The following is a 24,217-nucleotide window of genomic DNA, read 5'->3' as shown; positions in this document are numbered from 1 at the left end:
TGCCACAGCGGGGCGGTTTTGGGGTATTTGCGCATGGGTTCTGCGAGGCGCATTCCAGGGTTTGAGGATAGCGTGCTGAAGGATTTATCGCCGTTATACCTAACAGAAGAAAAAAGTGAGGACATTGTGAGCGATTCTGCGGCAAAAAATATTCTGTCCATCTACCGACGCCATGCGGATGCTTTTGCCAGCCAGCGCTCGCGCACCTTGTTCGAGAAAAGCTGGCTCGATAAATTCATTTCCGTGATGGGGGGGCAGGGCAGCATTGTGGATATTGGCTGCGGCAACGGCCAGCCGATCGCCGGTTATTTTATCCAGCAGGGTTTTCAGCTTACCGGCGTTGATGGTTCCCCGGCGATGCTGGCGCGGGCCCGAAACACTTTTCCCGCACAGCGCTGGCTGGAACAGGATATGCGCGAGCTGGCACTCAATGAGACTTTCGATGGTCTGATCGCCTGGGACAGCTTTTTCCATTTAACTCAGCAGGACCAGCAAAAGATGTTCCCGATTTTTGACCGCCTCAGCCATCCCGGCAGCGCGCTGATGTTCACCAGCGGTACGGACAACGGTATCGCGATGGGGCAATTTGAAGGTGAGCCGCTGTTTCACGCCAGCCTCGCCCCGGATGAATATCGGGCACTGCTGTCAGCACACGGTTTTGCGGTGGTCGGGATGGTGATGGAAGATCCGCACTGCGCCGGGCACACCATCTGGCTGGCGCAAAAAAGAAGCTAATCACCGCGAAAGGTTTTACGCCATTCAGCCGGGCTAACGCCAAAGTGGGATTTAAAATGCTGGCGCCAGGTGACGGGCGACTGAAAACCAACCTGTTCGGCGATGCGTTCAACGGGTAACTGGCTGGACTCCAGCAACGTCTGGCTACGGCGCAGGCGCTCGGCAATCAACCATTCGGCCACGCTTGACCCTGTAGCCTTCATAAAATGACGGGTGAGGGTGCGACGACTCATCATCACCCGTTGCGCCAGCTCGTCGAGATTATGCGGTTCATGGAGATGCTGGCGCAAATAGTCGAGCAGGACGTTGATGCGCTGATCTTTGGTATTTTTCGCCACCGGTTGCTCGATAAACTGTGCCTGGCCGCCCTCGCGATGTGGCGGCACAATCATCCGTCGGGCAATCTGATTCGCCACCGTGCTGCCAAAACGCTGGCGGATGACGTACAGGCAGCAATCCAGTGCGGCGGCGGTGCCTGCCGAGGTAATAATACCGTCGTCATCCACATACAGCGCGTTGATATCCAGATGAGCTGCCGGAAAGCGGGCCTGAAAATCCTGCTCGAACTCCCAGTGCGTAGCCGCCCGTTTGCCATCCAGCAGACCGGCGTAGCCGAGGACAAACGCACCCAGGCATAATCCAACAATCTGCGCGCCGTTTTGTCGCGCACGATTGAGCGCATCAAGCAGGCTTTGTGGTGGCCGATGTGCTGTGGTGCCCCACCAGGGGATCACCACAATATCGGCGGCCTCCACCGCTTCATAGCCGTAGGCTGCGTTGATGGAGAAGCCATCCTGCGAGGAAACAATGCCCGGCTGTTCGGCGCACAGTTGCACCTCAAAACGCTTTTTCGCCGCCACTTTGTCACTGAAAATAATGCACGGCACCGAGAAGTGGAACGGGCTGAAATCTTCCACGGCAACAATGGCGACGTTAAGCGGTTGCATACGAGTCCTCTGTGGATTTTAAAACGTCAGGGTTTCGCCATCTTCCGGCACGTTAACAAATTGCGCAATCTGGTTGTTGCAGGCGTACTCTTTCAAGGCCGCGCGGGTCAGCAGACAGTGGTTAATCGCCTCCATGTGGGTCGCCACAATTTGTGCTTCGGGCAGCGTGAAGTGGGTTTTTAGCACATCTTCCGCGCCCATGATAATTGGGCCAAACCCGATAACGTGGGCAAAGCCTGCATTCACAATGACCACGCCTGGCTGGAAAGTCCGCATGTTGGTTTCCACCTCGTCGCGCCAGATGGTGTCCCCGACCAGATACAGCGTTTTTTCCGCCGGATGCTGGAAGATAACTCCGCAGGCATCACCCAGACGCTCAGCCATTTGCTGGATGGCGTAAGCGCGATCCGAACCGTGCTGGCCGCCGGTTTTACGCAGGGTGATATCACCAAGCGCAGTGTTTTGCGTCAGTACGGTCAGTTGCGTGAAACCTTGTTCCCGCAGTACCTGCGCATCGCGATCGTTTTGCACATAAATCGGTTTGTCTTTCGGTACGACACGAGCCGCGGCTTCATCCCAGTGGTCTTCATGCAGATGGGTCACGATCAGCGCATCAACGTTGAGCAGGGTGTCGATATCGACAGGCAGATCAACGGTCGGGTTGCGGATCTCGTCGCGTGCCGTACCGGCAAAGCCCGGATAAGTACCTTTTGCCGCCAGCATAGGGTCGATCAGAAAGGTTTTGCCACCAAAGGTGATGTGCTGCGTGGCGTTACGGATTTGCGTGATGTTCATGGTGTTTGCTCCACGTGTTGGGTCAGTGGTGTCATCGTAGAGTGTTGTCCAGAAGATGAATGTGGGCAAATGGGCGACTAGCGATGAGATTGGGCCAACTGCAGATGACAGATATCAATTATGTAATTAAAGTAATTTAATATTCCCTTTGTGGCTCGTTATTTAATTCGCAGCCATTATATCGAACTGAATAAGAATGCTGTTATTTAAATACGGAAAGATTTATTAAATACGAAGTGGCGCCAGAAAACATTATTGATATATGTAAATCATAGTGGCCAATAAAACAGATCGCGAACCATGAAATAAGAATGCTATCATTCACATCAGACGCGGCAGGCAACTGCTGGCACACGCATTTACCCCGGAGCAACTGATGAACAACGACATTCCGCTAAAATATTATGATATCGCCGACGAGTACGCGACCGAGGCCGCAAAGCCGGTGAGCGACACAGAACGTGACGCGCTGGCGCACTACTTCCAGCAGTTGATCACCCGTTTGATGAACAACGAAGAGATCAGCGAAGAAGCACAGCAGGAGATGGCAACCGTGGCAGGTGTCGACGCTCAGCGTATCGATGATATCGCGGAGTTCCTCAATCGTTGGGGTAACGAGTAGCCAAAGACATGGCCTGTGTTTTACACTGCGCGCAAATTGAGTAGGTATACTCTACGAGTAATAGGTTTAATCAGGCGGAAACAGCAATGAACGGAACAATCACAACGTGGTTTAAAGATAAAGGCTTTGGATTTATCAAAGATGAAAACGGCGACAACCGCTATTTTCATGTGATTAAGGTTGCTAATCCTGAGCTGATCAAGAAAGACGCGGCGGTGACTTTTGAACCCACCACCAACAACAAAGGCTTGTCTGCCTACGCGGTAAAAGTCATACCAGACAGCAAGTACATCTATATCGCAGGCGAGCGTCTGAAGCTCACCTCGATCAAGTCATTCCTGGTCTACAGCGAAGAAGTCCCTGTAGAGACCCGTATCGACAAAGAAAATGCTGTGCTGTCTGTCGGCGTGCTGATGAACAGCATCCGACCGAAATCAGACGTCAAGCCTGGTGAAATGCGCACGCTGAAAAAGCTGGCTATTACCACCTTCCAGGGCACGACGCTGATCTTCTCGGAAGATGAAATCGACATCGATGCGACGGTGAAACTGCTTAAAGTCTGAAACCCTTCGGACTGAATAAAAACCGGAACGCTGCTCTTTTCAGGGGCGGGTTTCGGTTTTTTTTTGATATGTGTAATTTACGTGATTCAGGTATGTAGTGATAAAATTAGTAGGTAGCAATCCGTTTCTGAATAGATATATATTATCCGTATTAAATAAATATGATCGCCAACTATTTGCAGATTAGTAGCGCGGTTAACTAATAGTGATTCACCGGTATAACTAATGGGGTAATATAAGTGATTTTTAAAAAAATATGGAAAGCTATATCTTCTGAATATACACCATCGGCCATTTGCTTTTTTCTCCTTGCAAAAATGGATTATGAAATAATATCTATCTGGCCACAGAATGAATCGGTTGATGACAGAATTAAACTTTCTTTACTATTCATTCATTTGGTGATGATTTTAGTGATGTTTACTCCGCTAATTAATCGGTTTTTGTCACGAGTAGACAATGAGAAACTTGAAAAGTTTATAGCTCTTCCGCAGAAAGATAAAAACATCACATACATCGATTATTATGATTTTCTGAGCGGGCTTGCTTTATCAGCATTTTACTTATCTATCCTTATTTTTACAATGAAGAGTATTTACGAAGAAGCAGGATGGATAATTTCTGGTATTTATATATTTACAATGTTTGTGTCTTCTATTTCTATTGCTGCATTGTCATTGCTTAGATTTATCTGGTTATTTACAAAGTTTAATAATTATATATATTGGTTTATTGTTTTACTTGCGAGCAGTATGTGTATGGCAGTTATTGGTGCCGCGATGAAAATGGCCTCGTAAAAATGCGCTTAATATCTGGAACAGTGATGATTCCGTTTTGTAATCCGTGGGATGCATTGTTGCAAAGCTTAAAGCCTCTTTTGAAGAGGCTTTAAGCCCTCAGCGACCAGGGAAGTAAAAGACTGTCTTTCCTGGTGTTGAGCATTCTGCCAAAAACATAATTAACAGTATTCCAACTACTTTCTTCATTATCACGAGACTGCCGGATTTACCACGTCATCCATCAGTATGTAACGTGCTTCCTGGCGCGTGTATTGATCGATTAATGGTACAAGTCGCTGGAAATGCTCACTGGCACAATGTTCATCGAGAGCCGCGTGGTTTGGCCATTCTTCGATAAAAATAAAATGCCCCGGATCTTTTTCATCAATATAGAGGTCGTAAGCAATGCAGTGCGGTTCTTTCTTCGTTGCCGATATTAGCTCCCGATACAACGGGAGAACGGTTTCAATATACTCAGGTTTGATGAAATCCTCAGCAATGACCTTTAACATGCAGCCTCCTGGCAGAAAACGAATGCACACTATGTAATGAAGATATTTTTTGGGCAAGAGGTCACAGAGTTTTATCGGCCGGATAGTGAGTTATGCCAGCTATCAATCAGATAATCCGCATAACTGTGATCCATCTCACCTCCCGGCAACCAAAATCTCCTGCGACTCGACGCCGTCCTCTATTTGTTTCGCCACCTTTTGTAAGGCCGGAAGATGCTTTTCCGCAGCCTGTTCGATGGTCATGGCGCTGGCCATATACACCAGATTCAGGCAGCCGATCACCCGCTGTTCGCTGCGGATGGGGACGGCGATAGAAGCGATTTTCTCTTCCTGATCCCAACCGCGAAAGTTCTGGCCAAAACCGTCTTTTCGCGCGCGGGACAAAATGGCATTGAGCTTCAGCGGTTCGCGCGCAAGCTGAAACTCTTCTCCCGGTCGGGAGGCCAGCATTTCAATCAGTTCCTGCCGTTCATTCTCCGGACAAAATGCCAGCCAGGTCAGGCCGGATGCGGTTTTCAGCAGTGGCAAACGACGCCCTACCATCGCCCGGTGAAACGACAGGCGGCTGAAACGGTGGGTGGTTTCACGTACCACCATCGCGTCCACATCCAGCGTGGAAACGTCGGTCGGCCAGATGACCTCGCGCAGCAAATCCCCCAGCAGCGGGGCGGCGAGTGCAGAAATCCACTGCTCGTCACGAAACCCCTCGCTGAGCTGGCGGACTTTAATGGTTAAGCGAAAGCTGTCATCGGACAGGCTGCGCCGGACGTAACCCTCATCCTGCAGGGTTTCCAGCAGCCGTCTGACCGTGGTGCGATGCAGGCCGCTTAACTCAGCAAGTAAGCCAACACTGGCCCCACCATCGAGCCGGTTTAACATATTTAATAACATTAATCCGCGCGTTAATCCGCGTACGGTTTTGTACTCAGTGCTCTCGTCATTTTTCATATTCATTGACAAATCTACAGGTAAAACAACGTTGTGCACTTAGTGCACATCCTGGCATGTTTTGATTGTAGCGCAAAAACTCGCTTCTATACTGACCGCACAACAAAAAATTATTCACATATTTTTAACAAAACAGATTGCGCCTCACCAGGGTCTGCAATTGCGTTTTGTCCGAGTCGTGAGGTTCTGAAATGACAACAAAAAACCCGGATATCCAACCCGCTGTGCAGCATACCGCGCAGGTGGCGATTGCCGGCGCTGGTCCGGTAGGGCTGATGATGGCCAACTATCTTGGCCAGATGGGCATTGAGGTGTTGGTAGTGGAGAAGCTCGACACGCTGATCGACTATCCTCGCGCCATCGGCATTGACGATGAAGCGCTGCGCACTATGCAGTCTGTGGGGCTGGTCGAGCGCGTTTTGCCGCACACCACGCCGTGGCACGCAATGCGTTTTCTCACCCCGAAAGGCCGCTGCTTTGCTGATATCCAGCCGATGACCGACGAATTTGGCTGGTCGCGCCGCAATGCGTTTATTCAGCCACAGGTGGACGCGGTGATGCTGGAAGGGTTGTCGCGTTTTCCCAACGTGCGCTGCCTGTTCTCCCGCGAACTGGAGGCCTTCAGCCAGCAAAACGGCGAAGTGACGCTAAATCTGAAAGCGCCGGACGATCAACGTGAAACGGTGAAGGCCCAGTGGCTGGTGGCCTGTGACGGCGGTGGCAGCAACGTCAGACGCTCGCTGAACGTGCCGTTTGAAGGTAAAACCGCGCCGAATCAGTGGATTGTAGTGGATATCGCCAACGATCCGCTCAGCACGCCGCATGTGTATCTGTGCTGCGATCCGGTGCGCCCGTACGTCTCCGCCGCACTGCCGCACGCGGTGCGCCGTTTCGAATTTATGGTGATGCCGGGGGAAACTGAAGCGCAGCTTAGCGAGCCGCAGAATATGCGTCAGCTCTTGAGCAAAGTGCTGCCGAACCCGGACAACGTCGAGCTGATCCGCCAGCGCGTGTATACCCATAACGCCCGTCTGGCCGAACGTTTTCGTATTGACCGCGTGCTGCTGGCGGGCGATGCGGCGCACATTATGCCGGTCTGGCAGGGTCAGGGATACAACAGCGGCATGCGCGATGCTTTCAACCTGGCATGGAAACTGGCGCTGGTGATTAACGGTAAAGCCGGCGATGCGCTGTTGGATACCTACCAGCAGGAACGCCGCGACCACGCCAAAGCGATGATCGACCTCTCCGTGACCGCTGGCAACGTACTTGCGCCGCCCAAACGCTGGCATGGTGCGGTGCGCGATGGGGTTTCCTGGCTGCTGAACTATATTCCGCCGGTCAAACGCTACTTCCTTGAAATGCGCTTTAAGCCGATGCCGCAGTACCACGCCGGGGCGCTGGTGCGTGAAGGCAACGCGAAAACTTCACCGGTCGGCAAGATGTTTATCCAGCCGAAGGTGACGCTGGAATCGGGCGAAGTGACGTTGCTCGACAACGTCATCGGACCGAATTTCGCGGTGATTGGCTGGGGCTGTAACCCACTATGGGGCATGAGCGAGGCGCAGATCCAACAGTGGCAGGCGCTGGGGACGCGTTTTATCCAGGTCGTGCCGGATACGCAGATACATACCGATCAGGATAACCACGACGGCGTTACCCGCATAGGCGATACGCAAAACCGCCTGCGCGCGTGGTTTGCCCAGCACAACGCCGCGCTGGTAGTCATGCGCCCGGACCGCTTCGTGGCCGCCATCGCCATTCCGCAAACCCTGGGCAGCACCCTGAATAAACTGGCGTCGGTGATGACGCTCACTCGCGCTACTGCCGACATTCCTGTTGAAAAGGTTGCCTGATATGCACGCTTATCTTCACTGTCTTTCCCACTCGCCGCTGGTGGGCTATGTCGACCCGGCACAGGCTGTGCTCGACGAGGTTAACGGCGTGATCGCCAGCGCTCGGGCACGTATTGCGGCGTTCGAACCTGAACTGGTCGTGCTGTTTGCCCCCGATCACTACAACGGATTTTTCTACGACGTGATGCCGCCGTTCTGTTTAGGCGTTGGCGCTACGGCGATCGGCGATTTTGGTAGCGCGGCGGGGGAATTGCCGGTTCCGACAGATCTGGCTGAAGCCTGCGCCCACGCGGTAATGAAAAGCGGTATCGATCTCGCCGTGTCCTACAACATGCAGGTCGATCATGGCTTCGCGCAGCCGCTGGAGTTTTTGCTCGGCGGCCTGGATAAGGTGCCGGTGCTGCCAGTGTTTATTAACGGCGTCGCCGCGCCGCTGCCGGGCTTTCAGCGCACCCGCATGCTCGGTGAAGCGATTGGCCGTTTCGCCAGCTCGCTGAATAAGCGCGTGCTGTTTTTAGGCTCCGGTGGTCTGTCGCATCAGCCGCCGGTACCGGAACTGGCGAAGGCCGATGCCCATATGCGCGACCGCCTGCTCGGTAGCGGCAAACAGTTGCCTGAAAACGAGCGTGAGCTGCGCCAGCAGCGGGTGATCAGCGCCGCCGAGAAGTTTGTGGTCGATCAAAACACGCTGCACCCGCTTAACCCCGTCTGGGATAACCGTTTTATGACGCTGCTTGAGCAGGGGCGTTTGCAGGAGCTGGACGCGGTCAGTAACGAAGAGTTGTCCGCGATGGCGGGCAAATCAACGCACGAAGTTAAAACCTGGGTTGCCGCCTTTGCCGCCATTTCTGCCTTTGGCAACTGGCGCAGCGAAGGCCGTTATTACCGCCCGATCCCGGAGTGGATCGCCGGATTCGGCTCCCTGAGCGCCACTACGCAGAACTAAATATGCAGGAGAACATCATGACTTACCAATCGCAAACCGAAGCCGCTACCAGTCGTTTTCTGGAGGTGCAGGAAGCAGGCGAAACCCTACGCGTGCATTTCAATGACTGTGGGCAGGGCGAAGAGACCGTCGTGCTGCTGCACGGATCCGGTCCTGGCGCGACGGGCTGGGCAAACTTCAGCCGAAATATCGATCCGCTGGTACAGGCCGGATACCGAGTGATCCTGTTGGATTGTCCTGGCTGGGGCAAAAGCGATGGGATCGTTAACCGCGGTTCGCGATCCGATCTCAACGCTCGAATCCTGAAAAGCGTGGTCGATCAGTTGGATATTCAAACAGTCCACCTGCTGGGTAACTCGATGGGCGGTCACAGTGCTGTGGCGTTTACCCTGAGCTGGCCGGAGCGTGTGGGCAAACTGGTGCTAATGGGCGGCGGAACGGGCGGCATGAGCCTGTTTACCCCGATGCCGACCGAAGGTATCAAGCGCCTGAATCAGCTGTATCGTGAGCCGACCATCGAGAACCTGAAGCTGATGATGGAGATCTTTGTCTTCGACACCAGCGACCTGACCGAGGCGTTGTTTGAGGCGCGGCTGAATAACATGCTGTCGCGCCGCGATCACCTGGAAAACTTTGTCCAGAGTCTGGAGGCCAACCCGAAACAGTTCCCGGATTTCAGCCCGCGTCTGGGTGAAATCAAAGCCCAGACCCTGATTGTCTGGGGACGCAATGACCGCTTCGTACCGATGGATGCCGGTCTGCGCCTGCTCTCCGGAATTGCCGGTTCTGAGCTGCATATCTACCGCGACTGCGGACACTGGGCGCAGTGGGAGCATGCGGATGCCTTTAACCAGCTGGTGCTGAATTTCCTCACACGCCCTTAAGGAACGGACATGACGAATCGTAATCTTGAGCAGCTAGCCGCCGATTTACGTCAGGCTGAAGAAAAAGGGGAAGCCATCGCCCCACTGCGTGAATTGATTGGTGTGGATAACGCCGAAGCGGCCTACGCCATTCAGCGCATCAACGTGCAGTACGACGTGGCGCGCGGGCGTCGCGTGGTCGGGCGCAAAGTGGGGCTGACGCACCCGAAAGTGCAGCAACAGCTGGGTGTCGATCAACCGGACTTCGGTACGCTGTTTGCTGATATGTGTTATGGCGATAACGAAACCATCCCGTTTTCCCGTGTGCTGCAACCGCGTATTGAAGCCGAAATTGCGCTGGTGCTGAACCGCGATCTGCCCAATACCGACACCACTTTTGACGAGCTTTACAACGCCATAGAGTGGGTACTTCCCGCGCTGGAAGTGGTCGGCAGCCGTATCCGCGACTGGTCGATCAAATTTGTTGATACCGTGGCGGATAACGCCTCCTGTGGCGTGTATGTGGTCGGCGGTCCGGCCCAGCGTCCGGCAGGATTAGATCTGAAAAACTGCGCGATGAAAATGACGCGCAACAACGAAGAGGTCTCCAGCGGGCGCGGCAGCGAATGCCTGGGACATCCGATCAACGCCGCCGTCTGGCTGGCGCGCAAAATGGCCAGCCTCGGCGAGCCGCTGCGTGCCGGAGACATTATTCTCACCGGAGCGTTAGGCCCGATGGTGGCGGTGAATGCGGGCGATTGTTTTGAAGCCCATATCGACGGTATTGGTTCAGTCGCCGCCACCTTTTCAGCGGCGGATACAAAAGGAAGTCAGTCATGAGTAAGCGTAAAGTCGCCATTATCGGCTCCGGCAACATCGGTACCGATTTGATGATAAAAATTCTGCGTCACGGCGTGCATCTGGAAATGGCGGTGATGGTCGGTATCGATCCAGAATCTGATGGCCTGGCGCGTGCCCGACGCATGGGCGTTGCCACCACCCATGAAGGGGTGACAGGGCTTATCGCAATGCCGGAATTCGCCGATATCGACATCGTGTTTGACGCCACCAGCGCAGGCGCGCATGTGAAGAACGATGCCGCGCTACGTGCCGTTAAACCAGGCATCCGCCTGATCGATCTGACGCCCGCGGCAATCGGTCCTTACTGCGTGCCGGTGGTGAATCTGGCAGCCAACGTTGATCAGCAGAACGTCAATATGGTGACCTGCGGCGGACAGGCAACCATCCCAATGGTGGCGGCAGTTTCTCGCGTTGCAAAAGTCCATTACGCCGAGATTATCGCCTCGATCGCCAGTAAATCGGCGGGGCCGGGTACCCGCGCCAATATCGACGAGTTTACCGAAACTACCTCGAAGGCGATTGAAGTGGTCGGCGGCGCGGCAAAAGGCAAAGCCATTATTGTCCTTAACCCGGCCGAGCCGCCGCTGATGATGCGTGACACGGTGTATGTGCTGAGCGAAGCGGCCTCTGAGGTTGAAGTTGAAGCGTCTATTAATGAGATGGCGGCGGCGGTGCAGGCCTACGTGCCGGGCTATCGCCTGAAACAGCGTGTCCAGTTTGAAGTCATCCCGGAAGATAAACCGGTGAATCTGCCGGGTATCGGCCAGTTCTCTGGGCTGAAAACTGCGGTGTATCTGGAAGTGGAAGGCGCGGCGCACTATTTACCAGCCTACGCGGGCAACCTCGACATTATGACCTCCAGCGCGCTGGCGACCGCTGAGAAGATGGCGCAGTCCCTCGCTCGTCAGGCAGGAGAAGCAGCATGAACAGTAAAAAACTCTATATCTCTGACGTGACCCTGCGCGACGGTATGCACGCTATTCGTCATCAATATTCGCTGGAGAATGTGCGCCAGATAGCCAAAGCGCTGGACGACGCACGGGTTGATTCTATTGAAGTGGCCCACGGCGACGGTTTACAAGGTTCCAGCTTTAACTACGGCTTTGGTGCGCACAGCGATCTGGAGTGGATTGAAGCGGCGGCGGACGTGGTGAAGCATGCCAAAATTGCCACGCTGTTGCTGCCGGGTATCGGCACTATTCATGATCTGAAAAATGCATATCAGGCCGGCGCACGGGTAGTGCGCGTGGCGACCCACTGCACTGAAGCAGACGTGTCGGCCCAGCATATTCAGTATGCGCGTGAGCTTGGCATGGATACCGTCGGCTTTCTGATGATGAGCCATATGACCACACCGGAGAACCTGGCACAGCAGGCGAAGCTGATGGAAAACTACGGCGCGACCTGTATTTATGTGGTCGATTCCGGCGGCGCAATGAACATGAGCGATATTCGCGCCCGCTTCCGCGCACTGAAAGCGGTGCTGAAGCCGGAGACGGAAACCGGAATGCATGCGCATCACAACCTGAGTCTTGGCGTGGCGAACTCCATTGCCGCGGTAGAAGAGGGGTGTGACCGTATCGACGCTAGCCTGGCCGGGATGGGCGCAGGCGCGGGCAACGCGCCATTGGAAGTGTTTATCGCCGCTGCGGAAAAACTCGGCTGGCAGCATGGAACCGATCTCTACGCACTGATGGACGCCGCCGACGATTTAGTGCGTCCACTACAAGACCGCCCGGTGCGGGTGGAGCGTGAAACGCTGGCGCTGGGCTATGCCGGGGTGTACTCCAGCTTCCTGCGTCATTGCGAAGTGGCAGCAGCACGCTATGGCCTGAGCGCAGTAGATATTCTGGTGGAACTGGGCAAACGTCGGATGGTGGGCGGCCAGGAAGATATGATCGTCGACGTGGCGCTGGACCTGCGCAACCGCAAATAAAAAATGATTACGCGGCTGGCAACGTATCAGCCGCGATTCACCTGCATCGTGACCTCAGAGGGACATCTTATGACGACCCGTACCTCCGCATCTTACCGCCTGACGTTGACCGTTGGGCTTTGCTTTTTAGTTGCCCTGATGGAAGGGCTGGATTTACAGGCCGCCGGTATCGCTGCCGTCGGTATCGCCCACGCGTTTGCGCTGGATAAAATGCAGATGGGTTGGATCTTCAGCGCAGGCATTCTCGGGCTACTGCCCGGCGCGTTGGTGGGTGGCATGCTGGCTGACCGCTACGGCCGCAAGCGTATTCTCATTGCCTCTGTGGCGCTGTTCGGCCTGTTCTCGCTGGCGACGGCGATTTCCTGGGATTTCTCATCGCTGGTATTTGCCCGTCTGATGACCGGTGTCGGGCTGGGCGCGGCGTTGCCGAACCTGATCGCGCTGACCTCCGAGGCGGCGGGCCCGCGTTTTCGAGGTACGGCGGTGAGTCTGATGTACTGTGGTGTGCCGATTGGCGCGGCGCTGGCGGCAGCGCTCGGGTTTAGCGGTCTTGCCTCCGCCTGGCAAACGGTGTTTTGGGTAGGCGGGGTGATCCCGCTGCTGCTGGTGCCGCTGTTGATGCGCTGGCTGCCGGAATCACAGGTTTATACCCAACAAACGCAAGTGGCCGTCGCACCGCTGCGGGCCCTGTTTGCGCCAGCGACGGCGAGTGCCACACTGCTGCTGTGGTTGTGCTATTTCTTCACCCTGCTGGTGGTGTATATGCTGATCAACTGGCTGCCAATGCTGCTGGTGGAGCAGGGCTTTCGGCCATCGCAGGCGGCAGGCGTAATGTTTGCTCTGCAAATTGGCGCGGCCAGCGGCACGTTAATTCTCGGGGCGTTAATGGATAAACTGCGCCCGGTGGTGATGTCGCTGCTGATCTACACTGGGATGTTGGCTTCACTGCTGGCGCTGGGTACGGTGTCGTCATTGAGCGGCATGCTAATGGCGGGATTTGTGGCGGGGATGTTCGCCACCGGCGGGCAAAGCGTGTTGTATGCGCTGGCGCCGCTGTTTTACAGCACGCAGATCCGCGCCACAGGCGTGGGAACCGCCGTCGCAGTCGGGCGTCTGGGGGCGATGAGCGGCCCGCTGCTGGCAGGGAAAATGTTAGCGCTCGGTACCGGAACGGTAGGGGTGATGGCGGCTTCTGCGCCGGGCATTTTGCTGGCAGGCCTGGCGGTATTTATTCTGATGAGCCGCAAATCGCAGATGCCGTTCCCGGTCAGCGGTGCTTAAGCACTCATCCGGTTGTGGGAGTGGGGAGATTTGATTCCCACTTCCGGGTGAACGCCGTCAGTCAACTGTGTTGCCAAAGTTTAGATAAAACATGGCAACGGAGGCGTTATGAGCTGGCGGCCCTTTTTGTATCTGATTATTAATCCCCACCCGCTATTAAGCGCCCGGCGCGGTCATCTGCGTCTGGTGCAGGGTTGACTTTGCATTCTGTTAACAAACACGGTATAACAAACCTTCTTTGGATGTTTAGATGTCCATACGTTTAGAAGGTTATATGCAAACAACACAACAAAATGCGCCACTGAAGCGCACAATGAAAACGCGTCACCTGATTATGCTTTCCTTGGGTGGCGTGATTGGCACAGGGTTATTCTTCAATACCGGGTACATCATTTCCACCACCGGAGCGGCGGGAACGCTACTGGCCTATCTGATTGGCGCGCTGGTGGTCTGGCTGGTCATGCAGTGTCTGGGCGAGCTGTCGGTCGCGATGCCGGAGACCGGGGCGTTTCACGTTTATGCCGCGCGCTATCTTGGTCCGGCTACTGGGTATACCGTGGCCTGGCTCTACTGGCTGACCTGGACCGTGGCGCTGGGTTCGAGCTTTACCGCCGCTGGATTCTGTATGCAGTACTGGTTTCCACAGGTGCCGGTATGGGTCTGGTGCGTGGTGTTCTGCGCGATTATTTTTGGTCTGAATGTTATCTCCACACGCTTTTTTGCCGAAGGGGAGTTCTGGTTCTCGCTGGTCAAAGTGGTCACTATCATCGCCTTTATCATCCTCGGTGGGGCGGCGATTTTCGGCTTTATTCCGATGCAGGATGGCTCGCCCGCACCGGGGCTGAGTAATATCACGGCGGAAGGCTGGTTCCCGCACGGTGGCTTACCGATCCTGATGACTATGGTGGCAGTGAACTTTGCTTTTTCGGGGACCGAGCTTATCGGCATTGCCGCCGGTGAAACGGAAAACCCGCGCAAGGTTATCCCCGTGGCGATTCGTACCACCATTGCGCGGCTGATTATTTTCTTCATTGGCACCGTGTTTGTGCTGGCGGCGCTGATCCCGATGCAGCAGGCGGGCGTGGAGAAAAGCCCGTTTGTGCTGGTATTTGAGAAAGTAGGGATCCCGTACGCCGCTGATATTTTTAACTTCGTGATCCTGACAGCTATTCTTTCTGCAGCGAACTCCGGTTTGTATGCTTCCGGGCGCATGCTGTGGTCGCTGTCGAATGAACGTACGCTACCTGCCTGTTTTGCGCGAGTAACGAAAAACGGTGTACCGCTGACGGCGCTGTCGGTCAGTATGCTCGGTGGTGTGCTGGCGCTATTTTCCAGCGTGGTGGCCCCGGACACGGTATTTGTTGCGCTGTCGGCAATCTCCGGGTTTGCGGTGGTGGCGGTGTGGCTGAGCATCTGTGCCTCGCATTTTGTTTTTCGTCGCCGTCATCTGCAACAAGGTAAGGCATTGAGTGAATTACATTATCGCGCGCCGTGGTATCCGCTGGTGCCGGTATTAGGTTTTGTGCTGTGCCTGGTGGCCTGTGTAGGGCTGGCATTCGATCCAGCGCAGAGAATTGCGTTGTGGTGCGGGTTACCGTTTGTTGCGTTGTGCTATGGTGCTTATTTCCTTACTCAACCCCGAAACGCAAAACAGGAGCCAGAACATGTCGCAGAATAATCCGTTACGCGCTCTCCTTGATAAACAGGATATCCTGCTGCTGGATGGCGCGATGGCGACGGAGCTGGAAGCGCGAGGGTGTAACTTAGCCGACAGCCTGTGGTCAGCCAAAGTGCTGGTAGAAAACCCCGAGCTTATCCGCGAAGTGCATCTTGATTACTATCGGGCGGGGGCGCAATGCGCGATCACTGCCAGCTATCAGGCGACGCCGGCGGGCTTCGCCGCGCGAGGTCTGGATGCAGCGCAGTCGAAAGCGCTGATTGGCAAAAGCGTGGAGCTGGCGCGTAAAGCCCGTGAAGCGTATCTGGCAGAGAACCCGCAGGCAGGAACGCTGCTGGTGGCGGGATCCGTTGGGCCTTACGGCGCGTATCTGGCGGATGGCTCTGAATACCGTGGCGATTATCATTGTAGCGTTGAGGCGTTCCAGGCGTTTCATCGCCCGCGCGTGGAAGCCTTGCTGGATGCCGGGGCCGATCTGCTGGCCTGCGAAACCCTGCCGAATTTTTCCGAGATTGAGGCGTTGGCTGAGCTGTTGACCGCATATCCGCGTGCGCGGGCGTGGTTCTCATTTACCCTGCGCGACAGCGAGCACCTGAGCGACGGTACGCTGCTGCGTGACGTGGTTGCGTTGCTGGCGGGTTATCCGCAGGTGGTGGCGCTAGGCATTAACTGCATTGCGCTGGAAAACACCACCGCTGCGTTGCAGCATTTACACGGTTTAACGGCGCTGCCGCTGGTGGTGTATCCGAACTCGGGCGAGCAGTACGATGCGGTGAGCAAAACTTGGCATCATCACGGTGAGCATTGCGCGCAACTGGCGGATTATCTGCCGCAGTGGCAGGCCGCTGGCGCACGGTTAATTGGCGGGTGCTGTCGCACCACGCCTGCGGATATCGCCGCGCTAAAAGCGCGAAGCTGAGAGTTTATCGGGCCTACTTCGTTCATTGTAGGCCTGATAAGCGCAGCGCATCAGGCATTGCCGGATGGCGGCACAAGCGCCTTATCCGGCTTACAAAGCCACAAAACGTTATGCCGCATCCGCCAGAACAAACATGCCGTACGGATGGATTTCGAGATAATACTGTTCGCCGACGTCCGGTTGCAGGCGCGTAGCGTTGACCTGCAATAAAATCTCCTGCCCGTGCCATTCCACCGTCACTTCATACTGCGGCCCCATATAGGCGACGTGGCGGATCACGCAGCGCTGGCTCTCCTCGCCGCGATCGCTGAGCGTGATCGCTTCCGGGCGCACACCGACCATCCCTTCACCCTGTGTACCAAAGTGCAGCGGGCGCGGCAGATGATAGCCGTAGATATCAACGTATCTGTCGCTGAAGGTAGCCGGGAACAGGTTGGCATCGCCCATAAAGCTCGCCATAAAGCGGGAGGCGGGCTGGCGGTAAAGATCCTGCGGTGAGCCGATCTGCATGATGTGTCCCTTGTTCATCACCAGCACTGTATCAGAAACCGCAAAGGCTTCGCTCTGATCGTGGGTGACGTACAGCGAGGTGATATCAAACTGCTTTTGCAGCTCGCGGATCTTGTCGCGCATGCTGCGACGCAGGTTGGCGTCGAGGTTACTCAACGGCTCATCAAACAGCAGCACTTTCGGCTTGAGGATCAGCGCGCGGGCCAGCGCTACGCGCTGCTGCTGACCGCCGGAGATCTGGTCGACAAAGCGGTCTTCGAATCCTTCCAGATCCACCATCGCCAGCGCCTCTTTGACGCGGGCTTTCAGCTCTGCGCGCGGTACGCCGAGCATTTTCAGGCCATAACCGACGTTCTCTCCCAGCGACATATGCGGGAACAGGGCATAGGACTGAAACACCATGCAGATATCGCGCTGCTGAATAGAGCGATGGGTGACGTCTTCGCCATCAATGAAAATTTGCCCTTCGCTCGGTTTTTCCAGCCCGGCAACCAGGCGCAAAATGGTGGTTTTGCCGCAGCCGGACGGGCCGAGCAGGGTTACCATTTGCCCCTGCGGGATGGTGAGGTTGATATTGTCGATTACCGTATTACTGCCAAATCGTTTGGTGACGTTGCGCAGTTCAACGAAATTTTTCTGAGTCATAGTGCGCTCCATTACGCCTGGTTTTTGGCTTTTGAACGGGAGGTACGTGATTCGCCGATCAGCCAGTCAAAGATGAAAATAATCGCCAGCATCACCACGATCAGAATGGAACCGTAGGCAATCGCTACACCGTATTCGCCATCTTCCACGCGGTTCAGGATGTAGGCCGTCGCTACGCGGGTATCCGGCGTGACGAGGAACACAATGGCGCTGACGGTGGTAATGGCGCGCACAAAGCTGTAAATCAGCGCCGAAAGGATCGCCGGGCGCAGCAGCGGCAGCAGGATATGCGTAATGGTCCGCAGCGAACCGGCGCGCAGGCTGAGCGAGGCTTCATCGAGCGATTTATCGATTTGGCCTAAGCCCGCGATGCCTGCGCGGATACCGACCGGGACGTTACGCATCACCATTGAGATAATGACGATGGCTGCGGTGCCGGTGAGGTACACCGGAGCGCTGTTAAAGGCCAGAATGTACGACACGCCCGCGACGGTGCCCGGAACGGCAAAGCACAGCATGGTGGTGAACTCGATGGTCTTCTTGCCTTTAAACTGCTGGCGCACCACGATCCATGCGATCAGCAGGCCGAAGATCGCGGTGATCGGCGCGGCAATCCCGGCGTAGAGCAGGGTGTCGAGCAGTGAAGGCCACGCGCCGTCGCTCATCCCCTGACCGAACAGTTTGGTAAAGTTCGCCAGCGTCAGGGTGTAGTCCACGCCCCAGTTGACGGTGAAACTGCCGTAGAAAATGCTGCCGTAGAGCAGGGCGTTAAAGGCAATCCACACTGCCAGCAGTGCGACCACGCTCCATACCAGCGTCACAGGCAACGGCTGTACGTCGCCCCGGTAGGATTTGCCGGAAACGGTGACGTATGAGCGTTTACCAATCCACATATACTGCACGCAGAATACCAGCAGCGAGAACAGCAGCAGGAAGGCTCCCAACGTACTGGCGGCCTGGTAGTCGAGCTGCGAACCGGTGATGTAGAAGTAGATTTGCGTTGCCAGCACGTCGAAGTTACCGCCGAGCACCAGCGGGTTACTAAAGTCGGCCAGTGACTGCACCACTACGATTAAAAAAGCGTTCGCCAGTGCGGGTTTCAGCAGCGGGACAAACACGCCGTTAAAGGTCTGCCAGCGGCTGGCACGCAGGGTGTATGACGCTTCTTCCAGCGACGGATGAATAGTTTTGATTGCGCCGTCGAGGATCATAAACGCCATCGGCGTAAAGGCCAGAACCTGTGCCAGCCAGATGCCGGTAAAGCCATACAGCCAGTTGGTGTTGGTTAAACCAAACCATTCGACCATAAACTCGGTGATGTAACCGGAGCGTCCCATCATCAGCGTGACGCCTAAACCGACGACAAACGGCGGAGTGACGATCGGCAAAATCGAGAAGATACGTCCGATTATGGCGCTGCGTCTGGCGATACGGGTGGTGTAGATAGCCAGTACCAGACCAAAGAAGGTACAGCCGACGCCGACGGCAATCGACAGCATAATCGAGTTGAGGATCACCTGAATGATATGCGCCTGCGACAGCACATTCATAAATGCCAGCGGGGCAAATTCCCCGGCGTCGTTGGTGAACATCGGAATGAAAATGGCGATGCTCGGCCAGACGATAAAAATACCGATCAGAGCGACAATCGCGGTAAGCGAGCCGATGACGAAACGGTCACCGCCCAGCCATTCGAGGCGGGTGAGCGCCAGGGTCATGATTGCGCCAAGCGCCACAAACAGCACGATGGTGGCATAGCCTAAGCCGCGACCCTCAAGGGTGGCGCTGGCGACAATAAAGGCCATACAGAAAAATGCCCAACCCGCGTCAAGATAATGGCGGCTGCGCTGTTCGCGCCCGGCTTCATGGAATGGGCGCACCAGCAGCAGACTTGGCAGCAGATACCACAGCCAACTGATATTGAACTGCGACCAGCCGTAGGCGGCGAGTATTTCTTCGCGCGTTGACTCCAGCAGACCGTAGTCCAGGCTCCAGCTCGGCAGCAGGGCAAACGCCAGCCAGCCGAGCAAAACCCAAAGAAATATCGCATCCCGTTTTTTCACGGGATGGAGTGCAAGTGTGTGTGACATAGCGTTTCCGGTAATGTAGGCCGGGTAAGGCGTTTACGCCGCACCCGGCAAATGAACGCAACGTGGGCTTATTTACCCATCTTAACTTCGCTAACCCACTTATTGATCAACGCCTTACGTACGTCAGTCGAGCCGTACTTATCCATGTCGTAATTGATAAGCTTCAGGTCGTCGAGCTTCAGCGAGTTAGGGGAGGTCTCGGCGGTGGTGTTGGTCAGGATCTGATAGGATTTGCCTTTCTTCCACGCCAGCTCCTGCGCGTCTTTTGACAGCACCCAGTCAACGAACAGTTTGGCATTGTCGACGTTGCGCGCACCTTTCAGGATGCTGACGCCGCCGATTTCATAACCGGTGCCTTCGCATGGAGAAATCAGTTCCAGCGGTGCGCCCTGTTCTTTTTCCAGCGAGTAGTCGTGCAGGAAGCCGATGCCGATAGCCGTTTCACCGCGGGCAGCGTTACGCGCCGGGGCAATGCCGGATTTGGTGTATTGAGAGACGTTGGCGTTGAGCTGTTTCAGGTAATCAAAGGCCTGATCTTCGCCCCACAGTTGAGCAAAGGTCGCCAGCGCGGTGTAGGCGGTACCGGAGCTTTGCGGGTCAGCAATCTGGATTTCGCCCTTGTATTCCGGTTTGGTCAGATCCTTCCAGCATTTTGGCACTGGCAGGTTTTTCTCTTTCAGGCGCTGGGTATTAACGCCAAAGCCCAGAATACCGACGTAAACCGCCGAAGAGAGGTTACCTTTGACCTTTGCGGGATCGCGGAATTTCTCCATGATCTGTTCGAGGTTTGGTGATTTATACGGCTGTAGCAGACCCATTTCACCGGCCTGAGATTGTGGATCCAGCGTACCGCCGTACCACACATCCGCCTGCGGGTTTTTCTTCTCTGCATCCACTTTCGCCAGCGTACTGCCCGAGCCGTTGCGAATGAATGAGGTTTTCACATCATATTTTTCACCGAAGGCTTTGGTTTCGGTTTCGCACATCTCGTTGGTGGCGCTGCAATACACCACCAGGCGGCCCTGCGCCTGGGCTGCGTTGCTGAAGGCCGCCAGCGTCAGAGCGGAAGCAATCAGGGTAGAGGTAAGCGTCAGTTTCATTGTTTTATCCTTTGACTGAGAGAAGGGGGAATGCCCGCAATGAGCAACGGCATCAGCAATAAACCCATAAAGACAGCGGCAACCGAGAGCAAACTGAACATTCCCGACCAGCCGTAATGTTCTATGACCAACGACAGCGGCCAACCCGCCAGCGCGGCCCCCAGATAGGCGAAAAGCCCGAGAAAACCGGTAATTGAACCTGCCGCCGCTTTGTGTCCGCATTCAACGGCTGCGAGGCCAATTAGCATCTGTGGGCCAAACACAAAAAAGCCCACGGTAAAGAAACACACTGCCAGTAACGCGTAGTGGTGCACTGGTGCCAGCCACAGTGCGGCGACGGAAACCATCAGCCCCAGCGTGAACAGCAAAATCATCGGCGCACGTTGACCGCTGAACAGCAGATCCGATCCCCATCCGGCAAACAGCGCCCCCAGCAAGCCGCCAACTTCAAACAGCATCACCGTGGCATTGGCGCTGAGCAGATTCACGCCGTGGCTTTCCGTCAGCCAGATGTTGCCCCAGTCGTTGAGCGCAATGCGGATCAAGTAGACCAATACATACGACACGCCGAGCAACCAGATCATCGGGTTTTTCAGCATGGTGGTGCGCAACATTTGCCACAGCCCCATCGGCGGGCTTTGCTGCTCCTGGCGTAGCTCCAGCGGGTCATGCCGCCATTCCCCAACCGTGGGTAATCCTTCTTCCTGGGGCGTGCCTTTCAATTGCAGGGTGAGCCAGATTCCCAATGCCATGCTGATTATCCCCGGTGCCAGCATGGCTGCCTGCCAGCCCCACCAGTGGGCGGCAAAAGCGCTAATCAGCGGGATAATGGCGCCACCGATATTGATCGACATATTCCAGCAGCCCCACCAGAAGCCACGTTCGTTGCGCGAGTACCAGTGGGTCAGTAGTCGGGCACAGGGCGGCCAGCCCCAGCCCTGAAAAAATCCGTTCAGCGTCCAGACCACCAGCAGCAGCGTCAGCGATTCCCCAAAGGCGAACAGCACGTTTAAAACGCCGGTAGCAAACAGGCCAATTCCCATAAATGCGCGCTGTCCGTGGCTGTCGTGCCACAGCCCAGCGGTAAATTTCGACAAACCATAGGTCAGATAAAACAGTGACCCAAGCAGGCCGATATCGCCTTTATCCAGACCCAGATCCGTTTGCAGCGCCGGGAGGACGTAGTTAACGCTTTTGCGCGTCAGATAAAACGCGGCGTAACCAATTACCATACACATCAGCAGCCGGGGGCGTAGCGCCCGGTATTGTTGGTCTGTTTCGCTGGCTGAGCGTGTATGCATAGCAGTCTCCGTTTGTGCTGACTATAGGAAAGTGAAAGCAAAAGGGGATGAGAGAAAGTCCGCAGTGACTAAGACTTTTTCCTGGTTAGCGGCTGGTTTGTTGCAAATTTGTGGGCAGGTTAACAATTACCCGCGTGCCGTTGTTTGATTCGAGCGTCAGTTCACCGCCAAGGGCGCTCACCCGTTCACGCATCCCCTGGATACCGAAACCGGGGATTTTTTCTGGCAGAATACCAACGCCGTTGTCAGCGACGTCCAGAAACAAGCAATGTTCCCGCTGGCGCAGCGTAATCGACACATCGCTGGCATCGGCATGTTTGCATACGTTATTGAGTAACTCCTGCAACAGGCGATACAGCGTGAAGCGCACCGTTTCGTTTTCTGGCGTATTCTCTAGCTGATAATCAAAGCGGCAGCGAATACCCCGCTCAGCAAAAGCAAATTCATTCACCAGATGATGTAGTGCATCTTTAAAAGACAGTTCATCGAGCGCGGGTGGGCGCAGCTGACGAAGTAGCTGGCGGGTCGAATGGTGAATACGCCGGGCCAGGTTGTTGATCTGATTTGCTGCTTCGAGCGTTTGCTCAGGGCCTGGCGCGCGTTTGACCAGTTGCGACTGAATTTGAATGGCGGTGATGTTCTGACCAATTTCGTCGTGCAGTTCCCGCGCCAGGCTTTTGCGCGTGTTTTCTTCGGTGCGGATCAGCTGTTCGGTCAGCGCGCGACGCGCCGCCAGTTCGGTTTCCAGACGCTGGCGATAATGGTGCAAATTTTGCGCCAGATGCTGCTGGCGGCTGATGGCGATCCCCAGCCCGATGCCGAGCAGCGCCTGGGTAGCGAGGAAAATCTCCAGCTCCAGTAAATTACTGAACCCGACGCCGATTTGCCGGGCGATGGTGATCATCATACTGCCGAGCAATCCTGACAACACGCCGCCCTGCCAGCCAAATTTCCAAGCCATCACCACGTTCGGTAAGAACACCACGATCAGCAACAGGCGCTCGATCTCCGGCGACAGCACCATCTGAGTACCGATGCCAATAATAAAAAACAGGCTACACCAGATGATAAGCGAGGTGCGCAGTGGGGGATTGGTGGTATCCAGCCCGAGCAGATGATAGCGGTGCTGCTGGCGCAAAAATTCATAGATCAGATAGACAAACGGCGTCAGCAGCACGCCGCCGGTAAACGACGCCAGACCTATTAACGTCGCCGGGCTCTGGATAAACGGTGAAAGCAGGGCGGTATTGAGCAATGAGGTGAGCGTTACGGCGGCCAGCAGCAGCGTTAAGCGTTGCCAGTAAAGGGGAAAGCGGTGCCAGTATGACTGGCCGATGCTCGCCGGAATCAGGCTAATTAACGGCGCAGCCAGCAGGATATAGCCATTCAGTAATTGCTCGCTGTGCAGCCAGAACAACATTAGCAGGGGGGGCAGCACCAGTGCGGGCCAGTAACGGCGAGAAAGCAGAATTAACAGCGCGAGATAGACGCCGTGCGGCAGAAATAGCGCCGCCTGCTGGCCGTTGTGGGTCAGGTAAAACCCCAGCGTCCACAGCATCAGCCAGCCCGATCCCCAGGCCAGCAGAATAAACAGAGAAATAACCCAATGCCGAAGGTTACGCGACATTAATGCCCCGTTAATAGCTGGTGGTCGAGGGCAAAATGCACCAGATCGATGGTGCTGTGGCATTGCAGTTTGCCCAGCACGTTCGCCCGATGAACGTGCACCGTCTTGTGGCTGAGGTCGAGCTTGAAGGCGATCTCTTTTACGCTGTCGCCTTTGACCAACAGATCAAACACTTCACGCTCGCGCGGGGTCAGAACTTCCAGGACCTGCGCGGGCTGCTCGCCGCCGCGTAGTGCCCGTAAAGCATCGGCGCACAGGTAATGACCGCCCATACCTACCGAGCGTACTGCCTGCACCAGTTCTTCCGGGCCGCAGCGTTTGGTCAGGTAACCGCTGGCACCAGCGTCCAGCGCGCTTTGCACAAACGTGGGCGAGTCATAAATGCTGAGAATGATGGCGCGAAAACCGGGCTTTAGCGCCCGCAGTCGTTTTAACAGGCTCAGACCATTTTCATCCGGCATGGCGATATCCATTACCGCGACGCTGACGTCATCATGCAGAAGTGCAGACCAGGCCTCCGCTGCGCTGCTGTACTGACCGGTAACGTTAAGATCGTCTTCGAGACTGAGTAATTGCGCAAAGCCGGAACGCACCACCACATGGTCATCCACCAGCACAACATGAATCATGATATTGCTCTCTTGCCTGACAATGGTCTCTATGATGCCTGCCAGCACCGCGCTGGCAATCACCGTGGCGCGGA

23 protein-coding genes are annotated in these 24,217 nt (G+C 55.5%); 13 read left to right on the top strand and 10 right to left on the bottom strand.

Annotated elements, in window-relative coordinates; genetic code table 11:
• The first annotated feature begins 126 nt into the window (after positions 1–126).
• A complete protein-coding gene (locus tag OGX94_RS10810) occupies positions 127–735 on the top strand; it encodes a class I SAM-dependent DNA methyltransferase (RefSeq protein ID WP_373371596.1) in 609 nt (202 codons plus the stop codon).
• On the opposite strand, the gene OGX94_RS10805 is transcribed toward OGX94_RS10810, so the two are convergent.
• Together OGX94_RS10805 and OGX94_RS10800 are read right to left on the bottom strand one after the other, a co-directional pair.
• Positions 732–1,682 (bottom strand): GlxA family transcriptional regulator, encoded by a 951-nt coding sequence (locus OGX94_RS10805; RefSeq protein WP_063941275.1) that lies wholly within the window; start codon positions 1,680–1,682, stop codon positions 732–734. The genes OGX94_RS10810 and OGX94_RS10805 overlap by 4 nt on opposite strands.
• An 18-nt stretch (positions 1,683–1,700) precedes the next feature.
• On the bottom strand, positions 1,701–2,477 hold the full coding sequence (locus OGX94_RS10800) for an MBL fold metallo-hydrolase (RefSeq protein ID WP_257661399.1): 777 nt from the start codon (positions 2,475–2,477) through the stop codon (positions 1,701–1,703).
• A 376-nt stretch (positions 2,478–2,853) separates the two neighbouring features.
• Here OGX94_RS10800 and OGX94_RS10795 point away from each other — a divergent pair, with 376 nt between their 5' ends.
• The 3 genes from OGX94_RS10795 (at position 2,854) to OGX94_RS10785 (ending at position 4,459) form a co-directional block, all read left to right on the top strand.
• Entirely contained in the window at positions 2,854–3,099 is a 246-nt protein-coding gene (locus tag OGX94_RS10795; RefSeq protein ID WP_003021350.1) for a YmjA family protein, read from the top strand.
• Between the two features lie 86 nt (positions 3,100–3,185).
• Complete coding sequence (locus tag OGX94_RS10790) at positions 3,186–3,662, top strand: cold-shock protein (RefSeq protein ID WP_003830914.1); 477 nt, start codon at positions 3,186–3,188, stop codon at positions 3,660–3,662.
• 239 nt (positions 3,663–3,901) lie between these two features.
• Positions 3,902–4,459 (top strand): hypothetical protein, encoded by a 558-nt coding sequence (locus OGX94_RS10785; protein WP_257661400.1) that lies wholly within the window; start codon positions 3,902–3,904, stop codon positions 4,457–4,459.
• A 191-nt stretch (positions 4,460–4,650) separates the two neighbouring features.
• On the opposite strand, the gene OGX94_RS10780 is transcribed toward OGX94_RS10785, so the two are convergent.
• The gene (locus tag OGX94_RS10780) at positions 4,651–4,953 is read right to left on the bottom strand and encodes a putative quinol monooxygenase (protein WP_003830918.1); all 303 of its coding nucleotides are present in this window, start codon (positions 4,951–4,953) and stop codon (positions 4,651–4,653) included.
• Positions 4,954–5,088: 135 nt separating this feature from the next.
• Positions 5,089–5,901: a DNA-binding transcriptional regulator gene (locus OGX94_RS10775; RefSeq protein WP_050542092.1), complete on the bottom strand. Its 813-nt coding sequence runs from the start codon at positions 5,899–5,901 to the stop codon at positions 5,089–5,091.
• Between the two features lie 191 nt (positions 5,902–6,092).
• Between OGX94_RS10775 and OGX94_RS10770 the strand changes: the two genes are divergently transcribed.
• The 9 genes from OGX94_RS10770 (at position 6,093) to mmuM (ending at position 16,241) form a co-directional block, all read left to right on the top strand.
• Positions 6,093–7,757 carry a bifunctional 3-(3-hydroxy-phenyl)propionate/3-hydroxycinnamic acid hydroxylase gene (locus OGX94_RS10770; RefSeq protein WP_257661401.1) on the top strand — a complete coding sequence of 555 codons (1,665 nt, stop codon included), beginning with the start codon at positions 6,093–6,095 and terminating at the stop codon, positions 7,755–7,757.
• 1 nt (position 7,758) lies between these two features.
• Positions 7,759–8,703, top strand: coding sequence for a 2,3-dihydroxyphenylpropionate/2,3-dihydroxicinnamic acid 1,2-dioxygenase (gene mhpB / locus OGX94_RS10765; protein WP_063941281.1), 945 nt, complete (start codon positions 7,759–7,761; stop codon positions 8,701–8,703).
• A 17-nt stretch (positions 8,704–8,720) separates the two neighbouring features.
• On the top strand, positions 8,721–9,587 hold the full coding sequence (gene mhpC, locus OGX94_RS10760; RefSeq protein ID WP_126955948.1) for a 2-hydroxy-6-oxonona-2,4-dienedioate hydrolase: 867 nt from the start codon (positions 8,721–8,723) through the stop codon (positions 9,585–9,587).
• Between the two features lie 9 nt (positions 9,588–9,596).
• Complete coding sequence (mhpD, locus tag OGX94_RS10755; RefSeq protein ID WP_164563065.1) at positions 9,597–10,406, top strand: 2-keto-4-pentenoate hydratase; 810 nt, start codon at positions 9,597–9,599, stop codon at positions 10,404–10,406.
• On the top strand, positions 10,403–11,353 hold the full coding sequence (gene mhpF, locus OGX94_RS10750; protein WP_003830924.1) for an acetaldehyde dehydrogenase: 951 nt from the start codon (positions 10,403–10,405) through the stop codon (positions 11,351–11,353). The genes mhpD and mhpF overlap by 4 nt, the downstream gene beginning before the upstream one ends.
• Positions 11,350–12,363: a 4-hydroxy-2-oxovalerate aldolase gene (mhpE, locus tag OGX94_RS10745; protein ID WP_286569180.1), complete on the top strand. Its 1,014-nt coding sequence runs from the start codon at positions 11,350–11,352 to the stop codon at positions 12,361–12,363. Before mhpF ends, mhpE begins: the two co-directional genes overlap by 4 nt.
• Before the next feature lie 69 nt (positions 12,364–12,432).
• The gene (mhpT, locus tag OGX94_RS10740; protein ID WP_257661402.1) at positions 12,433–13,644 is read left to right on the top strand and encodes a 3-(3-hydroxy-phenyl)propionate transporter MhpT; all 1,212 of its coding nucleotides are present in this window, start codon (positions 12,433–12,435) and stop codon (positions 13,642–13,644) included.
• A gap of 274 nt (positions 13,645–13,918) precedes the next feature.
• On the top strand, positions 13,919–15,322 hold the full coding sequence (mmuP, locus tag OGX94_RS10735) for an S-methylmethionine permease (protein WP_001373486.1): 1,404 nt from the start codon (positions 13,919–13,921) through the stop codon (positions 15,320–15,322).
• Entirely contained in the window at positions 15,309–16,241 is a 933-nt protein-coding gene (gene mmuM / locus OGX94_RS10730) for a homocysteine S-methyltransferase (RefSeq protein WP_257661403.1), read from the top strand. Before mmuP ends, mmuM begins: the two co-directional genes overlap by 14 nt.
• Before the next feature lie 108 nt (positions 16,242–16,349).
• Here the strand turns inward: mmuM and fbpC are convergent, their stop codons facing one another.
• The 6 genes from fbpC to OGX94_RS10700 all read right to left on the bottom strand — a co-directional run bounded on the left by fbpC (position 16,350) and on the right by OGX94_RS10700 (position 24,143).
• Entirely contained in the window at positions 16,350–17,396 is a 1,047-nt protein-coding gene (fbpC, locus tag OGX94_RS10725; RefSeq protein WP_003830930.1) for a ferric ABC transporter ATP-binding protein, read from the bottom strand.
• Between the two features lie 11 nt (positions 17,397–17,407).
• Complete coding sequence (locus OGX94_RS10720; protein ID WP_063941285.1) at positions 17,408–19,486, bottom strand: ABC transporter permease; 2,079 nt, start codon at positions 19,484–19,486, stop codon at positions 17,408–17,410.
• A 68-nt stretch (positions 19,487–19,554) separates the two neighbouring features.
• Positions 19,555–20,586 (bottom strand): ABC transporter substrate-binding protein, encoded by a 1,032-nt coding sequence (locus OGX94_RS10715; RefSeq protein ID WP_003830932.1) that lies wholly within the window; start codon positions 20,584–20,586, stop codon positions 19,555–19,557.
• Complete coding sequence (gene uhpC, locus OGX94_RS10710; protein ID WP_286569175.1) at positions 20,583–21,887, bottom strand: MFS transporter family glucose-6-phosphate receptor UhpC; 1,305 nt, start codon at positions 21,885–21,887, stop codon at positions 20,583–20,585. The genes OGX94_RS10715 and uhpC overlap by 4 nt, the downstream gene beginning before the upstream one ends.
• A gap of 85 nt (positions 21,888–21,972) precedes the next feature.
• Positions 21,973–23,514, bottom strand: a complete 1,542-nt coding sequence (locus OGX94_RS10705) for an MASE1 domain-containing sensor histidine kinase (RefSeq protein WP_003830934.1) — start codon at positions 23,512–23,514, stop codon at positions 21,973–21,975.
• The gene (locus OGX94_RS10700) at positions 23,514–24,143 is read right to left on the bottom strand and encodes a response regulator transcription factor (protein WP_149384183.1); all 630 of its coding nucleotides are present in this window, start codon (positions 24,141–24,143) and stop codon (positions 23,514–23,516) included. The genes OGX94_RS10705 and OGX94_RS10700 overlap by 1 nt, the downstream gene beginning before the upstream one ends.
• Positions 24,144–24,217: the final 74 nt, after the last annotated feature.

It is taken from the genome of Citrobacter sp. Cpo037 (assembly GCF_030332945.1).
Taxonomy (GTDB): domain Bacteria; phylum Pseudomonadota; class Gammaproteobacteria; order Enterobacterales; family Enterobacteriaceae; genus Citrobacter; species Citrobacter portucalensis.
The sequence above is the reverse complement of the archived record's forward strand: the minus strand, read 5'-3'. Positions and strand labels throughout refer to the sequence as shown.

Excerpts from the sequence above, each read along its gene's own strand:
- OGX94_RS10780 (WP_003830918.1), bottom strand. The coding sequence starts at position 4,953 with ATGTTAAAGGTCATTGCTGAGGATTTCATCAAACCTGAGTATATTGAA.
- fbpC (WP_003830930.1), bottom strand. The coding sequence starts at position 17,396 with ATGACTCAGAAAAATTTCGTTGAACTGCGCAACGTCACCAAACGATTT.
- mmuP (WP_001373486.1), top strand. The coding sequence starts at position 13,919 with ATGCAAACAACACAACAAAATGCGCCACTGAAGCGCACAATGAAAACG.
- mhpB (WP_063941281.1), top strand. The coding sequence starts at position 7,759 with ATGCACGCTTATCTTCACTGTCTTTCCCACTCGCCGCTGGTGGGCTAT.
- mhpT (WP_257661402.1), top strand. The coding sequence starts at position 12,433 with ATGACGACCCGTACCTCCGCATCTTACCGCCTGACGTTGACCGTTGGG.
- OGX94_RS10705 (WP_003830934.1), bottom strand. The coding sequence starts at position 23,514 with ATGTCGCGTAACCTTCGGCATTGGGTTATTTCTCTGTTTATTCTGCTG.
- OGX94_RS10700 (WP_149384183.1), bottom strand. The coding sequence starts at position 24,143 with ATGATTCATGTTGTGCTGGTGGATGACCATGTGGTGGTGCGTTCCGGC.
- OGX94_RS10720 (WP_063941285.1), bottom strand. The coding sequence starts at position 19,486 with ATGTCACACACACTTGCACTCCATCCCGTGAAAAAACGGGATGCGATA.
- OGX94_RS10770 (WP_257661401.1), top strand. The coding sequence starts at position 6,093 with ATGACAACAAAAAACCCGGATATCCAACCCGCTGTGCAGCATACCGCG.
- OGX94_RS10805 (WP_063941275.1), bottom strand. The coding sequence starts at position 1,682 with ATGCAACCGCTTAACGTCGCCATTGTTGCCGTGGAAGATTTCAGCCCG.
- mhpD (WP_164563065.1), top strand. The coding sequence starts at position 9,597 with ATGACGAATCGTAATCTTGAGCAGCTAGCCGCCGATTTACGTCAGGCT.
- OGX94_RS10775 (WP_050542092.1), bottom strand. The coding sequence starts at position 5,901 with ATGAAAAATGACGAGAGCACTGAGTACAAAACCGTACGCGGATTAACG.
- mmuM (WP_257661403.1), top strand. The coding sequence starts at position 15,309 with ATGTCGCAGAATAATCCGTTACGCGCTCTCCTTGATAAACAGGATATC.
- OGX94_RS10800 (WP_257661399.1), bottom strand. The coding sequence starts at position 2,477 with ATGAACATCACGCAAATCCGTAACGCCACGCAGCACATCACCTTTGGT.
- OGX94_RS10715 (WP_003830932.1), bottom strand. The coding sequence starts at position 20,586 with ATGAAACTGACGCTTACCTCTACCCTGATTGCTTCCGCTCTGACGCTG.
- mhpE (WP_286569180.1), top strand. The coding sequence starts at position 11,350 with ATGAACAGTAAAAAACTCTATATCTCTGACGTGACCCTGCGCGACGGT.
- OGX94_RS10795 (WP_003021350.1), top strand. The coding sequence starts at position 2,854 with ATGAACAACGACATTCCGCTAAAATATTATGATATCGCCGACGAGTAC.
- mhpF (WP_003830924.1), top strand. The coding sequence starts at position 10,403 with ATGAGTAAGCGTAAAGTCGCCATTATCGGCTCCGGCAACATCGGTACC.
- uhpC (WP_286569175.1), bottom strand. The coding sequence starts at position 21,887 with ATGCATACACGCTCAGCCAGCGAAACAGACCAACAATACCGGGCGCTA.
- mhpC (WP_126955948.1), top strand. The coding sequence starts at position 8,721 with ATGACTTACCAATCGCAAACCGAAGCCGCTACCAGTCGTTTTCTGGAG.
- OGX94_RS10790 (WP_003830914.1), top strand. The coding sequence starts at position 3,186 with ATGAACGGAACAATCACAACGTGGTTTAAAGATAAAGGCTTTGGATTT.